The sequence below is a fragment of the Knoellia sp. S7-12 genome, from assembly GCF_040518285.1.
In the GTDB taxonomy this organism is placed as follows: domain Bacteria; phylum Actinomycetota; class Actinomycetes; order Actinomycetales; family Dermatophilaceae; genus Knoellia.
In genome coordinates this window covers 1,572,304-1,587,049 of record NZ_CP155449.1, presented here as the reverse complement: position 1 = coordinate 1,587,049, position 14,746 = coordinate 1,572,304, and the positions used below count along the sequence as shown (strand labels likewise).

Sequence of the window (14,746 nt, the reverse complement as noted above, 5' to 3'; positions counted from 1 at the left end):
CCATAGTTCTCAACGAGGAGACCTGATGTCCCACATCTACGAGCGCAACGTCCCCATGACCACCCGCGACGGGGTGACCCTGCGCGCCAACGTGTGGCGGCCCGCAGAGGGGACGGCACCGACCCTGCTGGTCCGCAACCCCTACGACAAGGACGCGCCCGGCGCCTCCGGCGCGCCCGGCACTCCGATTCCCCTTTTCCTGTCCTTCGTCAACGCCGGCTACGCGGTGGTCATGCAGGATGCCCGGGGCACGTTCCAGTCCGAGGGGGAGTTCAGCCCCAAGGTCAACGAGATCGCCGACGGTGAGGACACCATGGCGTGGCTGGCCGAGCAGGAGTGGTTCGACGGCACCGTTGGCGCCTACGGGGCCTCCTACCTGGGCATGACGCAGTTCGCCCTGGCCCTGGGAGACAACCCCGCCCTGACAGCCATTGCCCCCACCGTGACCTCGACGAACTGGCACGCCGGGCTTTGGTACTCCCAGGGTGGGGCCCTGTGTCTGAGCCTTGTCACTTGGTGGAGCGCGTTCATGCTCGCCAACGCCCAGCAACGGTCACTCGTGACAGGCGAGACCACCGACCCGTCCCGGATGATGCAGCTCTTCGGTTCACTGCTCGATCCCTTGGCCCTCAACGATCCGACACCGGTCACCGCACGGCCGGTTCTAGGGCAGGGATGCTGGCTGGACGAGTGGCTGGCCCACCCCGACTTCGACGACTACTGGAAGGCTCAGGACTGGTCCACGCGCCTGAACGAGGTCACCGTCCCGGTGCTGGAGACCGGCGGCTGGTACGACCTCAAGGTCCACGAGCAGGTCGCCGACTTTGTCCGCATCCGCACCGGAGCGGGATCGCAGCGGGCCCGGGAGGAATCCCGGCTGGTGATCGGCCCTTGGGACCACATCAACCTGACCGGACAGTTCCCGGACCGCTTCTTCGGTCTGGCCGCGGCCGGGGACCTCGGCATGGACCACGTCCCCTTCTTCGACGAGATGCTGAAGAAGCAGGCCCCCGCGATGCCTGCTCCCCGGGTGCGGATCTTCGTCATGGGCATCGACCAGTGGCGCGACGAGGCCGATTGGCCCCTGCCCGACACCCAGTACAACGACTTCCACCTGACCAGTGGAGGCTCGGCGAACACCCGCGGCGGCGACGGCGCTCTTCAGTCCGAGGCCCCGGCCGTCGAGGGCAGCGACGGATTCCGCTACGACCCCCGCGACCCCGTACCGACTGCGGGAGGCGCCTTGTTGCCGTCCCTGCCCGGTCTGATCGGCCCGGTCGACCAGCGGGTGGTCGACAGCCGCCCCGACGTGCTCTGCTACACCGGTCCGGTCCTCACCGAGCCGGTCGAGGTCACCGGGTTCGTCGAGCTGAAGGTCTTCGTGTCGGCGTCCACCGTGGATACCGACATCAGCGCCAAGCTCGTCGATGTCTTTCCCGACGGGCGGGCGATCAACCTGTGTGACGGGATCCTGCGTCTGCGGTACCGCAACAGCCTCTCAGAGCCCGAACTGATGACCCCGGGGGATGTCTACGAGGTCAGCGTCAAGATGTCGGTCACCTCGAACGTCTTCCTGCCCGGCCACCGCATCCGGTTGGACATGTCCGGGAGCAACTTCCCGCACTACGACCGCAACTCCAACACCGGGGGTGTCATCTCCTCCGAGGCGTTGGAAGACATGGTCGTCGCGGACACCACCGTCCACCACGGCGGCACCCACCCCAGCCGACTAGTGCTCCCGGTCATCAACCGCTGACACCCGCACACCTCTCGGACCCCGACGGGGCAACACGCGACCAGTGGGTCAGGTGTTGCGGCCTTTGTTGAACTTGTCGACGGTGCGGGTCATGTCGTGCTCGTCCTCGGCCTTGGCCTCTTCGGGAGTCGGGGCCTTGCCGCCCAAGCGTGCCGGGAGGAAAACGAGGTCGTCGCCGGTCATGGGCGGGTAGGCCGCCTGCTGGGCGTGGAGCTGTGCCTCCATGACGGCCTGAAGGCGTTTTGTGGCCTCGACGCGGTTCTCGGCGGGGTCGACGTGGATCGGGTTACCGACGGTGATGAAGATGGGGATCTTGCTGCGCTTCAGGTGCTTGGGAGTGTTCTTGCTCCACACACGCTGCGAGCCCCAGATGGTCGTCGGCAGGATCGGGACTCCGGCTTCCTGGGCCATACGGACGGCACCCGGCTTGAACTCCTTGAGCTCGAACGAGCGTGACATCGTCGCCTCGGGGAAGACGCCGACGATCTCGCCGTCCTTGAGCGACTGCACGGCACGGTTGAACGAGCCACGACCATCCCTGCGGTCGACCGGAATGTGCTTCATGCCGCGCATGAGTGGTCCGGCGACACGGTGGGAGAAGATCGATTTCTTGGCCATGAAACGCACGAGACGCTTCGAGTCGATCGCAGCCAGCCCGGCATACGTGAAGTCGAAGTAGCCGGTGTGGTTGATCGCCATGACTGCACCACCGACGCGCGGGACGTTGTCTGCGCCCTCGATCCTGAACTTCAGCCCCTGAGCCGCGAACACGGCACGAGCGGTGGTGATGACCGGGGTGTAGACGGGTTCCATGGGGTCTAGCCTACGGCGCCGTAGGTTCCCGTCGTGGTTCTGCACGCGTCTCGATGGAGCGCCCTGCACCGGGGTGGAGTGCGCGCCCTACGCGTCCTCCAGGTCGGATCTGTCTGTCAGTCCGCGTCCCACCCACGAGAGCACCACAGCCGCGGCGGCCGGGATGGCAACGATGAAGGACATTCCCATGGCATCACCTGCTGGCACATCGGTGACGACCCCGTAGATCCCTCCCAGGAGCAGAACCACAATCGCGACCCACCCCAGGAGGGTCGCTGCCTGCGCGAGCGCGGTGGCCTGCCGTCCTTGCAAACGCACTACGCAGGACCCCGCGACGAGGAGGCAGGCCACGACGCCGCCCACGGCGCCCATCCGCCACACGACGCCTGCCGACTCCGGGGTGCCCGGGGTCACGGCGGACGGCGCCATGAACGCGACTGCTCCGCCCACGATCGCCATCGCGAGTGCACCCATGAGGCGAAGTGCCTCGCGTCTCTGAGTGGTCATGACCGTTCCTCTGGGTTGCTGTCCGGCGATGCAGACAGACGTGACGTCACGAGTGCTGGGCCGGGAGCCAACCCAGCTGGACGACCTGATTGCCCTGGTCCCGCGTCACGAGGCGGCCTCGGCCCGGCGGCTGCAGCGAACCCTTGATGTTGCCGACCAGCGCACCCTCGTCGGGCGCCGTGCTGAGCATGATGCCCGGACTCGCGAGGTCGCGCAGCGCTTGGAGGACCGGCTCGTAGCTCGCCCTGGAGGCACCACCAGAGCGTCGTGTCACCACGAGGTGAAGGCCGACGTCCGCTGCCTGCGCAAGGAGCGGGATGAGTGGGCGCAGCGGTGAACCTGCAGAGGTGACGACGAGGTCGTAGTCGTCCACGAGGATGAACGCCTCAGAGCCCGTCCACCACGAACGCGCACGCAGCTGTTCCGGCGTGACATCCGGCCCGGGAAGCCGGGTGCGCAGGAAGGCTGTCAGGCCCTCGATCTCGGCGGTCACCTGGTCCTCGGTCGTCATGTATTCGGCGACGTGGTCGTTCGGCAGCTCGCCGAGCAGAGCACGCCGGTAGTCAACGACGAACAGCTTGGCCTCGTCCGGCGTGTAGAGCCGAGCGATCTCGCTCGCGTAGCCGCGCAGCATGGCCGACTTGCCCGAGTCGCTGTCCCCGAAGAGATAGAGGTGAGACTCCTCCGCCACGTTGACGCCCACCGGCTCGAGGTTGCTCTCGTTGATGCCGAGGAGCACCCGCTTGTCGCCGGCCCCAGCCTGCGCGCGAATGGCCTCGAGCGAGATCTCCTCCGGCAGGAGGCGGAGCTTGGGGCCACGAGGACCCGTCCAGGCAGCCGACACCTTGGCGACCATGTCCTCGACGCCATCGCCCAGGTCCTCGACACTGCCCGAGTTGTCGATCCGCGGGATGCCCGCAAGGAAGTGGTGCTTGGTCGTCGTGATGCCTCGTCCGGGTCGCCCCTTGGGCACGTTGGCGGACACCTTGCGGTCGATCTCGGAGTCGCCGGGGTCACCGAGGCCGAGCTCGACCCGGGTGCCGAGGACGTCACGGATCTGCATGCGGAAGTCCATCCAGCGTGACGTCGTGATGATGACGTGGATCCCGAAGGTGAGCCCGCGGCCAGCGATACCGCTGATCGTCTGTTCGAGCTCGTCGAACTCCGCCCGGATCGTCGGCCAGCCGTCGACAACGAGGAAGACGTCGCCGTATCCATCGTTCACTCGACCCTCGGCCCGCCGACTGCGGTAGGTCTCGATGGAGTCGATGCCGTTGGCGCGGAAGTAGGCCTCGCGCTTGTCGATGATCCCGGTGATCTCGGCGACGGTTCGACGCACAACGTCGGGCTCGTTGCGGTTCGCCACACCGGCGATGTGCGCCAGCCCGGCGAAGGGGGTGAACGTGCCACCGCCGAAGTCGAGGACATAGATCTGGGTCTCGAGAGGTGTGGTCGTGAGTGCCAAGGAGCTGACCAGGGTTCGGGCGAAGGTGCTGCGGCCCGTCCGCGGTCCACCGACAACGGCTACGTGTCCGGCGGCGCCACCCAGGCGCAGGACCATCAGCTCACGCCGTTGCTCGAGTGGGCGGTCGACGACGCCCATGGGGATGACGTAGGAGCCCTGGGCCCGCCAACGCTTGCTCACGAGACCCAACTGCGGATCCGGTGCCAGGTCGCCCAACAGCTGGTCCATGGAGTTGGGGACGTCGAGGGGCGGCAGCCACACCTGGTGGGCCGGACGGCCATGGCCCTTCATGCGTGCGACAGCGATGTCGAACACGGCCCGGGTCTCCTCGGCCTCGTGGTCGGGCTGAGGCGCTTCCTCGACGCGTGGCATGACGGACACGGCCTTGCTGGACGTGAACGGCAGCACCTGCATGTTGGAGCCGGTGCCACCGGCCGCTGCCTGTCGGCGACGCCCCTTGGGCGGTCCGGAAACGTATGCCGCCTTGAACTTGAGCAGCGTGGTCTGGTCGGGCTTGAGGTAGCCCAGACCCGGGATGGGCGGCAGTTCGTAGGCGTCGGGCACACCGATGACAGTGCGCGACTCACCGGCCGAGAAGGTGCGCAGACCGATGCGGTACGACAGGTGGGACTCGAGCCCGCGCAGGCGTCCTTCCTCGAGTCGCTGCGACGAGAGCAACAGGTGCATCGACAGGGACCGACCAAGTCGACCGATGGCGACGAACAGGTCGGCGAACTCGGGCTTGGCCGAGAGCAGCTCCGAGAACTCATCGGCGACGATGAGTAGGGCGGGCAACGGTTCGAGGTCGGCGCCCCCGGCACGTGCCTTCTCGTAGTCCGTGACATTGGAGAAGTTGCCGGCCGAACGGAGGAGCTCCTGACGCCGCGTCATCTCTCCCTGCAGGGCGTCCTGCATGCGCTCGACGAGCGTGAGCTCCTGACCGAGGTTGGTGATGACGGCGGACACGTGCGGCATGTCGGCCATCCCGGCGAACGTCGCACCACCCTTGAAGTCGACGAGGACGAAGTTGAGCTGTTCCGAGGAGTGGGTCATCGCGAGCGCGAGGACGAGCGTGCGCAGGAGCTCGGACTTGCCCGAACCCGTGGCACCGATGACGAGCCCGTGCGGACCCATGCCCTGTTGAGCGGATTCCTTGATGTCGAGCGCGACCACCTGGCCGCTGGCGCCGACGCCGATCGGCACACGAAGTCGGTCGCGCTGCAGTCGAGGGCGCCACGCGGTCGTCGGATCGAAGTCGCGGACGTCACCGAGGCCGAGGAGGTCGACGAGCTCGGTGCTCGAGGTGAGGGCGTCACGCACCTCGATCTCGCCACTGACGAACATCGGGGCGAGTCGGCGTGCTGTGGCCTCGGCCTGCGTCACACTCATCTGGTCGGCGAGGCCTCTGGCGCCGCCACGGCTGAGGCTGAGGATCTCGAACGGAACCTGACCGGTCGGCATACCCTGCTGTGACGCGTCCACCGCGAGGCGCAGGGTCGACGTCGAGTCAAGCTCACCCCACTGATCCGGAACGTCGAGCACCGTCACCCCGAGGACGCCGTCGTCGGTGACGAGCGGGTTGTGACGCGGAAGCCGGGCACCATCGACGATGACGAGCACGTGGGGCGTGGGCGCCTGACTGCTCGGACCAAAACGAGGTCGATCGGTCACGTCGTCGGGCAGGAGCTCGAGCAGCTCGTCGATCGACTCGGCCACGAGCCGCATGGGCCCGATCGCATCGCGCTCGCGCGGGCTGAGGGCGTGGGGCAGCCACTTGAGCCAGTCCCACTCGTCCCGCGAGTCGGGGCTGGTCAGTGCTGCAACGATGAGGGTGTCCGGCGAGTGCATGACAGCCGCGTTGACGACGAGCGAGCGGGCCAGCGCCCGCGCGGGGGCGGCCTCTCCGGTGATCTGGATCCTCGACCAGGCCGACATCGAGACAGAGGCTGGCAGGCCCTGCTGCACGCGGTGGGTCGTGAGCAGCCGGTGCAACCCGGAGGCGGCGACCGGATCGAGCTGTGCCAGAGGCGGGGTCTCGGCGGGTTCGAGGGTCAGGCACAGAGGCTGCGACGTCGTGCCCATGCGCACATGGAGGAAGTCCTCGTCCTTGGGCAGTCGCTCCCAGACGCGGCTCTTCTCCTCGGCGAGCAGGGCGAGGGAGGCCGGCGCGGGGTAGTTCCACAGTCCGGCCTCGCGCTGCTTCGCGGCGGCGTCACGGACGGTGCCGCGGACCTCCGCGAGATAGGCGAGGTACTCACGTCGGTTGGAGATGACCTCGGCGTTGTGCTGCTGACGGGTGCGCAGACCGCTCGAGAAGACGAACCCGAGCGAGGCCACGAGGAACATTCCTGCGCCGATGATGCCTCGTGGGCCGGGCGATGACAGCGCTACGAAGCCCATCGAGCCCACGCTGCCGAGCATGGGTACCGCCTGCATGAGGGTGTTGCTGAGTCCCTCGGCAGGGGTGATCTCCGGCGGTGGTTGCAGGACGATTCGTCCCGTCGGGACCGACGGCGCCTCCTGCCGTGTCCCTCCGACTGTCGCGGTCACGCTTTCCTCCCCGAGTGCTGATACCAGACCCAACGTATCCCGAGACCGCCGAGTGGGTGGAGGGCGGCGCACCACGAATCGCTTCCGCCGCCTATCCTTCGATGAGACCGAGGCGTTGTGGAGGAGCAGGAGGGGCCGGTATGCCGGGTACGGACGCGAGCGCGGGGCTCCAGATCAGCCTCACTGCAGGCGGACGCCGCTATGACCTCGTCGTGCCCTTCGGCGCGCAGGTCACGGAGGTGCTGTCGGTCCTTGGCATCGCTTCCCGCGCCAACCCGCATGCCATTGCGACTCCCAGCGGTCGCATCCTGGGCCCGCACGACACATTCGACGAGTCGGTGCCCACCGGGTCCGTCCTCAGCGTGGTGCCGGTGACGACGCATGCGATCACCCGCGACATTCTCAACCTCGACCGCGGTCGCGGAGCGGGAGGCGCCCGCGCCTCCGGTAGCGGCGCTCCGGCCGGGTCGGGTGGACGTCACCGCGCGGAGGCCGATATCCCTGTCCGTCCGGACGTCGATGAGTCGACCCACCGCCGCGGACACGCTGCCGTGGCTGAGGCCTCCGACGTCACCGCTCCGCGGTCGAGTCTGGGGGCCCACCGGGCGGCTCCCCAGACGGCGCCTCGGACCGCTGCAGCCCGCGGCCGGACGTCGATGTCGACGCCAGCACCCCTGCCCTCGACCGCCGCCCAGCTGATCTGGCTCGCGGCCGCCTTCGGTGCCGTCATCAGCCTGGTCGCCGCGTGGAGCCTCGCGCACTCCGTCGACGGCTCGTCGGAGCCCTCCACCATCTGGGGCGTCACGACTGCCTGGATGCCCACGGTCGCCGCAGGACTCCTTGCTGCCGGCGCCATCGGTCTGGCTGCCCTCAGCACACAGAGGTCGCACCAATTCGCTGCCGCCGCCACAGCGCCGGCGCTCGGGCTCGCCGCTGGGCTGACGCTCCCCCTACCGGAGTCCCCCGGCCGGGCGTCGGTGGCCGTGGTGGCCGGCTGCGCCGTGGCCGTCCTTGCTCTTGCCATCACCCGCACCCGCGTCGCGGTCGACTCCCCCGGTGACAGGACCGTGATGTCGGCGATCGGCGGCCTGGGTCTGCTTGTTGGGCTCGGCACGGTCCTCGACTGGCCGGGTCCCGCGATCGCGGCGCTGGTGACCGGGCTCGGCCCACTGCTGATGCGCCTCCTGCCGACCACGAGCCTCACCGTCGACCTCAACCAGCTGGTCGACACGGAGCGCCTCGCCACGACGATCTGGTCCGTCCGCGAACGGGGCGCCGGTCGTCGGAAGCGGATCTCGCGCGGCGACATGCGGGCGCGGTTCGAGGCGGCCCGCGAGATCGTGGCGATCGGTACGGCATACCTCTCGCTCGCGACAGCCGTGAGCGGCTGGCTCCTCGTGACGACACCGGTGCGTGACACCGTGACGAGTTGGGGGTCGGTGGCCGTCCTCGTCGTGGCCGCGCTCGCCTGCGGCTACCAGTCCCGCTCGGTGCGCGACCGTCTGCCGCGCTACAGCATGCTTGCCGCGTGCGGTGCCCTGTTGCTGGCTGCCGCCCTCGCCCTGCTCGCCACCGGCTGGTCCGGCGCAACGCTCGTGGTCTTCCTCGTGGCGACAGGCATCGCCTGGATCAGTGTGGTGAGCGCCAGTGCCATCGTGAAGGGCTACCGGTCCACTCGGATGTCTCGGTTCGCCGACTCGATCGAGACCCTGACCGTTGCCCTGTCCCTGCCCCTGGGCATCGTCGCCGCAGGTGGGGTCGAAGCAATCCGGCGGATGACCTCGGGTTGAGGCCATCCGCCGGATGAGTCGCTGACCTGCGTCAGCTCACTGCTGGGTTGACGTCACTCCCAGACCTGGGGGCTGGACTCTTCAGTCCCCTCGAACCAGGCCTCTTCGTCCTCGTGCGTCAGCTTCTCGACGTCCTGGGGCTGGTCCTTCTTGTCACCCTTGCGACCACCGCCACCTGCGGCTGCACCCATCGAGGCACCGCCACGACCGGCTCCGCCACGACCTCCGGCCTTGCCGGTGCCGGTGGTCTTGCTCGCGCCCTTGCCCGACTGCCCGCCACCGGCAGGAACCGCGCCGTTGCCCGCGCCCAGCTTGGGAACGCCGTAGCGACCCGAGCTGGTTGCGCCCTTGACAGCGCTACCGCGAGCTGACGACCCTCCCCTTGCGGATGTTCCGCCGCCGCCGGGGACCATCTGGGCGCCACCGGGGCGCCCCACTGCTGCTCCAGGTCGCCCGCCGGCCGCACCACGCGCGCCCGCACCGTTGCTCCGGGCGGAGCTAGCACCGCCGCGAGGCGTGCCACCGGAGGAGAGCATTCCGCCGCCGGCACGACCGCGGAGCAGCCCGCCGAGCCCAGCGGCCCCGCCGATCCCTCCGGCCGCAACCCCGCCTGCGCTGACTCCTCCGCCACCTGAGGGGTAGCCGCCCTGCGAGCCCGAGGGGCCGTCACCGGGTGTCACTCCGGTCGTCCCCGTGACGGGACCGTCGGAGCTGATCGGGTCGAGCCCCACGTCTTCTCCGTCAGGCAGACGATCAGGCGGCAATTCGCAGACGATCACTACAGGATCTTCGGGCTCGGGAGGATGCTGGATGACGTCATCCCCCCCGTTGTTGCCATTGCTGTCAACCGGATGAAGCTGCCCGGTCACCACCGCTTGGCCGCCCGAGATGTAGCCAGCGGAACTCGACTGGCTGGCCGTCCCCGACGTGTGGTTGTTGGCGGCCGGACCCTGGTTGCTGTAGGGGGTCTCGGAGTCCCCCGTGGTGTCGATCGGCATCTTGGCCGACGCGGCCTGGGTGTCCGCGCCCAGTGCGTCAAGAACAGCCTTTGCCGCCTGGTTGCGCTCTTCCCACTTCTTGTCCTCCTCGGCCGACACAGCTGCTGCGTCGGTGACTCCGTAGGTGTCGATGCTGGCATTGGGCGGGGCGCCGTCCGGCAGCTTCTTGTGAGCGCCGGCATCCACCCAGGTCGAGATCGAGTTCACCTTGCTGTTGAACTCATCCTTCGCGAGGTTCACCGCCTTGTAGACATCGTCGAGGCTGCTCTTGACGTCGGCGATCTCGCGCGAACGATCGTCGAGGGACGTGCTGAGCCGGTCGAGGCTGTCGTAGGCCACGTCGGCGGCCGGCCCGCTCCAGCCCTTCTCACCGCTGGGCTCCTGCAACGACCGCTTCGTCGTTCGGACGGCCTTGGCCAAAGCAGAGACCTTGGTCTCTGCTGTCTTCCAGTCGTCCCACGTGAGCCAGATCGCCGCCGTGTCCACGGCGAAGATCTTGTGCAGTTCTCGCTCGTAGTGCTTGGCCTTGTCGTTCAGAACCGGATCGGGACGAGGTGCGTCTGGATCACGCATGAGTGTTCTCCTTCGTCGTGGCAGCGGCCCCATCCGCCGCTGCCTCTGGGTCGTTCACGGGTGAGTTGAGTCGAGAGGAACGTCGTCGCCACGCGATGAAGCCGACGCCGCCCAGGAGGATGAGCAGGCCAGCACCGAGCCACGGCAGCACCGACTGCTGGGAGTCAGTGGTCGTGGGTTCCGACGCCGCGCCCTCGGCGACATCGGGGGCGGTCGTGGTCGCCGCGGAACTGCCTGCCGACGAGGTCACTGAGCGTGAAGGCGTGGAGCTGGGTGCAGTCGCCTGAGCGATCTCTGCGGCTGTCGGGTCGTCGACGGGCCGGTCCGTCACCAAAGGATTCGTATCGGGCAACTTCTCGACATCGAGCTTGACCGCATCGGCCGGGGAGAAGATCCCATAGCCATAGGACTCGGTCTTGACGGTGGACTTGGGCAGACCGGTGCCCACCCGACGGAACCACGTGAGGAATTTGCCGTTCTCAGAGCGGACGCCGACTGCGTCCTTCGCCGCCTGGAGCACCTGGTTGCCGGTCGCGTTGGGGTGCGCGGACCACACTGCCGCCAGGCCTCCGGCCGTGATGGCCGTGGCCTGCGAGCTCCCGTCCGCAATGACGTCGCTGCGCCAGCCCGAGGAACGCCACCCACCAGCCGCGATCTTGGTGCCGGGTGCCGTGAGGTCGACCAGCGAACTCCCTCGTGGCGCGCTGTTGTCGAGATTGCCCTTGGCGTCCACATGGGTCACGGTGACCACGCCATTGCCAATCGCCGGCCAGAACACGTTGCGTCGATCGTTGTTGGTCGACGCAACGACGATCGCCCCCGCCTTGTAGGCCTCGAGCAGCGCGGGGACGTAGTCGCTCGTGTAGTCCGTCGTGAGACTGATGCTGATGATCTTGGCGCCGTCCTTGACGGCCTGGCGGATCGCCCGGGCGGTCGCGAGATCCGTGGCGTTGCTTGAGCTGCCCTTGAGGATGCACCGGAGGTCTTCCGGGGCTGACGGGGGCCCGGCAAAGGCGACGGCATAGTGCCGCAAGGTCGCGTTCGGGACGATGCCGGCCACACCGCGCCCGCCCGCCGCGGTGCCCGTGCCGCTGCCGACGAGGAGGGAAGCCATCATGGTCGCGTGCTCTGCGTCCGGCCCAGCGACAGACGACTTCTGCGCCCCCCCGTCATCGGTGAGGCATTCGGTTCTGGTGGACGCCACGCGCCCCTTGAGCTCGGGGACCCTCTGGTCGATCGGCCCGTCGATCAGGGCAATGGTGATGCCCTCACCGGCCCCTCTGGTCTGCAGTTCGGCGACCCCCATGGCGGTCCGCCACCACTGTCCGTCGTCGAGCTGATCCGCCGACGCCTGGGGTGCGGCGACGAGCACGCTCGTCACCGTGGCAAGGCCGAGCACGGTCGCCTTGGCACCCGGAATGGCTCGTCGGATCGCGTGGGCAGCCATGGTCACGGAACAGGGTTCGCTTCGGGCCCGGATCCGGTGGTGGCTGGCAGCTCGCCATCGGCGCGCGTGTCGGGGTTGGGCCCTGCGTCGACTGCGGGCTCTTCCGATTCGGGCGAGACACCCGTCGCGGCCTCGGCCTCGTCGGTGGCCGCCGCCGCTGCCTGGGCCTCAGGCGTTGCCGCAGCCTCGTCCCTCCGGCTTTCGTTCTCGAGCGGGCCACGCTCCCAGTTCTGCCAGAGCGCCACGAGCGCCGCCTCGGCGGCATCGTCCTGGTTCTGGGTGTTCTTGGCCGAGTTCGTGATCCCTTCGGCGACAGCCAGGAGGTCGGTCTTCGCCCCCGCGATGGCCTCGACGTAGACGTTCTTGACCTGCTCGAAGACGGAGCCGTACTGCGCGAGTGCGGCAATGTTCCCGAACGAGTCCTTCGCCGCCATCGCCTCGTTGAGGGTGGTGTGCGTCGCGTCAGTGTCGGCGCCCCATTCCTGGTGAGCGTTCTTGCCCACCGTCCTCATGTGCTCAGTCGGGTAGTTGATCTCGTCACCGGCCATGGCTTCCTCCCCAGATATGCATCGTCACTACGTTATGGCGTCACTACGTCGCGTCGCTGTGACGCAGGCCGTGCCGACACCCCGGCTCGGGGTGTCGGCACGGACCCAGCTGTGCATGACCGAGAGGTCAGCCCCAGCTGTTCTTGTTCTTGAGCTCACCAGCGAGGTAAGCCTCCTTGGACTGCTGGACAGCAGTCTTGATGTCGAGGAGCAGCTGGTTGAGGTCCTCGACCTCACCGTTCCACTTGCGCTTGACATCTTCGAAGGCCAGCTTGGAGCCGGCTTCCCACTCGCCCATGTGGGGCTTCATGTCGTTTTCCATGTCGGTGACCTTGGACTTGAGGTCGTTGACACCCTTGACCATGGCGTCGATCAGCGTGTCGAGGCCGCCACCGGCAACCTTGATGTTCTGGCCACTCATCACTTACCACCCATCTGCGACGTGTACTTGCTGAGCATGTCGGATGCGCCCTGGTCGTCTGCGGTGTACTGCTTGTCGTTGGACACGAGGTTCTCGCGGAAGTTGTCGAGGATGTCGACAAGGTCCTTCGCCTGGACCGTCCACGCGTTCTGAACGTTCTGGAAGGCACCGGCGCCTGCACCCTCCCAGTGCGCCTTCACCTCTTCCATCTGCCCCTGCAGGGTGCCGAGCTTGGTCTTGAGGTCGGTCCTCGTCTGATCGACGATGCTGGCACTTTTGGCGATGGCGCCAGCGCCAACGCTGTGTGTCGTGTTGCCCATGTCACTTCCCTTCTGTCGATGGTCCAATGGACCTCGGTGGTCCTACCGACCACTCCTGGTGGTTGGACCCCGGTGTAGCTGTTCCCCCGAAGTCCTGACAAGGAAGACCATACGGGGGGACCCAGTGCTAAGCCATGGGGAGAACTCCCCGTCTATGCTCGGGTGCGATCTCCGCTGCGGCGGGGCGGACCAGGGCATGCACCACCGGGGAGGATCACACTCGTGAGTCAGAGCACGGCGACGTCACTCGTCAGGCTGTCCGTGACATCAGGGACGCGACGGGCCGACCTCGGCATCCCGGGCTCCATCCCGGTCGCCGAGGTGATCCCTGATCTGGCGCGCGAGCTCGGCGTCCTCGACGCCCACTCGGCCAGCATGGGCTATCGCCTCGTCCGGTCCGATGGCCAGATCATCGAGGGTGACAGAAGCCTTGCGGCACAGGGCATTGAGGACGGTTCAGTCCTTGCTCTCGAGCCCAACCGACCCGACGACGAGAAGGTCTATGACGACGTCGTCGAGGCGGTCGCCGACCTGGTCGAGACCCAGTTCACGCCGTGGACCCCTTCACACAGCGCAGGCACAGCGGTCGGTGCGGCGGTCGTCCTCTTCCTCGCCGCGGCATACGCGCTCTTCACGGCACGCGACAGCGGCATCCTCATCTCGGCCCTCGCCGGCGTCTGCGCGCTGTTGCTCGTCGGAGCTGCGGCGGTCCTCGCCCATGTGCGCAGTCAGCCTTCCGCTGCGGTCGCCCTCGCGCTCACCGCCGTGGCGTATGCCGGTGTGTCCGGTTATGCGGCCATGCCCGACGCCCCCCTGTGGGGCGAAGGCCTCCTGTATGCCGGTGTCGGCGTGGCCGTGGTCGGGGTGCTCGGTGCCGTGGCCGTGACCCACCACCAGCTCCTCGTCGGCGCGACCGCCGCGGTGGGCCTGGCCATGGTGGCGCTCGGCGCGCTGAGCCACTACGTCGGATGGGGCATCACGTCGGTTGCTGCAGTCACCTTCGTCATCGCCGCGATCGTCGGCAACGTCCTCCCCTGGGTGGGCCTGTCATCGAGCCGCCTCACGACTCACCCGCCCAAGTCCGACGTCGAGATCTTCGGCGACACCCCCGAGGTGGAGCGCGACCGGGTGAAGAGCCAGGTCGCCGCCGGCCATGAACTCATGATCGCTCTCGGTGTGGCGAGTGCGGGCGTGATGATCCTCTGCACACCCCAGCTCGTCGCAGCGGGCGTGGCGGGCGCGCTGCTGACCTTCGTCGGCTTCGTGGCCACGTTGCTGCGGACCCGCCACAGCAGGACCCGCACGACCGTGCTCATCGCGATGATCGCGGGAGTGGCCGGTGTGGCCGTCGCCGCCGTCGCTGCAGCCCACACCCACCCCGAGTGGAGACCGATCCTCGCGCTGGCCCTCGCGCTCGCCGCCGCCCTCGTCGTGGGGATGGCCCTCGTCCTGCCCCGCACCCGCGTCCAGCTCGGCCGGATCGCCGACGCGGCCGAGGGTGTCGCCCTCGTTACTCTCATGCCTTTGGCGGCTTTCGCCGTCGGGCTCCTCTGAGGTC

At 68.1% G+C, this 14,746-nt stretch carries 11 protein-coding genes; 3 read left to right on the top strand and 8 right to left on the bottom strand.

Annotated features, from left to right (window positions below; all coding sequences use genetic code 11):
- Positions 1–25 precede the first annotated feature (25 nt).
- The gene (locus V6K52_RS07690) at positions 26–1,756 is read left to right on the top strand and encodes a CocE/NonD family hydrolase (protein ID WP_353953285.1); all 1,731 of its coding nucleotides are present in this window, start codon (positions 26–28) and stop codon (positions 1,754–1,756) included.
- Between the two features lie 48 nt (positions 1,757–1,804).
- On the opposite strand, the gene V6K52_RS07685 is transcribed toward V6K52_RS07690, so the two are convergent.
- The 3 genes from V6K52_RS07685 to eccCa all read right to left on the bottom strand — a co-directional run bounded on the left by V6K52_RS07685 (position 1,805) and on the right by eccCa (position 7,091).
- Positions 1,805–2,569 (bottom strand): lysophospholipid acyltransferase family protein, encoded by a 765-nt coding sequence (locus V6K52_RS07685; protein WP_353953284.1) that lies wholly within the window; start codon positions 2,567–2,569, stop codon positions 1,805–1,807.
- Positions 2,570–2,656: 87 nt separating this feature from the next.
- The gene (locus V6K52_RS07680) at positions 2,657–3,076 is read right to left on the bottom strand and encodes a hypothetical protein (protein WP_353953283.1); all 420 of its coding nucleotides are present in this window, start codon (positions 3,074–3,076) and stop codon (positions 2,657–2,659) included.
- A gap of 46 nt (positions 3,077–3,122) precedes the next feature.
- Positions 3,123–7,091 carry a type VII secretion protein EccCa gene (gene eccCa / locus V6K52_RS07675; protein ID WP_353953282.1) on the bottom strand — a complete coding sequence of 1,323 codons (3,969 nt, stop codon included), beginning with the start codon at positions 7,089–7,091 and terminating at the stop codon, positions 3,123–3,125.
- Between the two features lie 140 nt (positions 7,092–7,231).
- On the opposite strand from eccCa, the gene V6K52_RS07670 reads away from it, so the two are divergent.
- Complete coding sequence (locus tag V6K52_RS07670) at positions 7,232–8,881, top strand: hypothetical protein (protein WP_353953281.1); 1,650 nt, start codon at positions 7,232–7,234, stop codon at positions 8,879–8,881.
- 53 nt (positions 8,882–8,934) lie between these two features.
- Here the strand turns inward: V6K52_RS07670 and V6K52_RS07665 are convergent, their stop codons facing one another.
- From V6K52_RS07665 to V6K52_RS07645, 5 genes are all read right to left on the bottom strand, one after another.
- A complete protein-coding gene (locus V6K52_RS07665) occupies positions 8,935–10,452 on the bottom strand; it encodes a hypothetical protein (protein WP_353953280.1) in 1,518 nt (505 codons plus the stop codon).
- Positions 10,445–11,899 carry a S8/S53 family peptidase gene (locus tag V6K52_RS07660; protein WP_353953738.1) on the bottom strand — a complete coding sequence of 485 codons (1,455 nt, stop codon included), beginning with the start codon at positions 11,897–11,899 and terminating at the stop codon, positions 10,445–10,447. Before V6K52_RS07660 ends, V6K52_RS07665 begins: the two co-directional genes overlap by 8 nt.
- A gap of 2 nt (positions 11,900–11,901) precedes the next feature.
- Positions 11,902–12,447 (bottom strand): hypothetical protein, encoded by a 546-nt coding sequence (locus tag V6K52_RS07655; protein WP_353953279.1) that lies wholly within the window; start codon positions 12,445–12,447, stop codon positions 11,902–11,904.
- Positions 12,448–12,574: 127 nt separating this feature from the next.
- Positions 12,575–12,868 carry a WXG100 family type VII secretion target gene (locus V6K52_RS07650; RefSeq protein WP_353953278.1) on the bottom strand — a complete coding sequence of 98 codons (294 nt, stop codon included), beginning with the start codon at positions 12,866–12,868 and terminating at the stop codon, positions 12,575–12,577.
- The gene (locus tag V6K52_RS07645) at positions 12,868–13,188 is read right to left on the bottom strand and encodes a WXG100 family type VII secretion target (RefSeq protein WP_353953277.1); all 321 of its coding nucleotides are present in this window, start codon (positions 13,186–13,188) and stop codon (positions 12,868–12,870) included. Before V6K52_RS07645 ends, V6K52_RS07650 begins: the two co-directional genes overlap by 1 nt.
- Positions 13,189–13,410: 222 nt before the next feature.
- Between V6K52_RS07645 and eccD the strand changes: the two genes are divergently transcribed.
- Complete coding sequence (gene eccD / locus V6K52_RS07640; RefSeq protein ID WP_353953276.1) at positions 13,411–14,742, top strand: type VII secretion integral membrane protein EccD; 1,332 nt, start codon at positions 13,411–13,413, stop codon at positions 14,740–14,742.
- Positions 14,743–14,746 lie beyond the last annotated feature (4 nt).

Bases quoted from the DNA above. Each gene is read 5' to 3' on its own strand.
- V6K52_RS07690 (WP_353953285.1), top strand. From the start codon at position 26: ATGTCCCACATCTACGAGCGCAACGTCCCCATGACCACCCGCGACGGG.
- V6K52_RS07685 (WP_353953284.1), bottom strand. From the start codon at position 2,569: ATGGAACCCGTCTACACCCCGGTCATCACCACCGCTCGTGCCGTGTTC.
- V6K52_RS07680 (WP_353953283.1), bottom strand. From the start codon at position 3,076: ATGACCACTCAGAGACGCGAGGCACTTCGCCTCATGGGTGCACTCGCG.
- V6K52_RS07670 (WP_353953281.1), top strand. From the start codon at position 7,232: ATGCCGGGTACGGACGCGAGCGCGGGGCTCCAGATCAGCCTCACTGCA.
- V6K52_RS07665 (WP_353953280.1), bottom strand. From the start codon at position 10,452: ATGCGTGATCCAGACGCACCTCGTCCCGATCCGGTTCTGAACGACAAG.
- V6K52_RS07660 (WP_353953738.1), bottom strand. From the start codon at position 11,899: ATGGCTGCCCACGCGATCCGACGAGCCATTCCGGGTGCCAAGGCGACC.
- V6K52_RS07655 (WP_353953279.1), bottom strand. From the start codon at position 12,447: ATGGCCGGTGACGAGATCAACTACCCGACTGAGCACATGAGGACGGTG.
- V6K52_RS07650 (WP_353953278.1), bottom strand. From the start codon at position 12,868: ATGAGTGGCCAGAACATCAAGGTTGCCGGTGGCGGCCTCGACACGCTG.
- V6K52_RS07645 (WP_353953277.1), bottom strand. From the start codon at position 13,188: ATGGGCAACACGACACACAGCGTTGGCGCTGGCGCCATCGCCAAAAGT.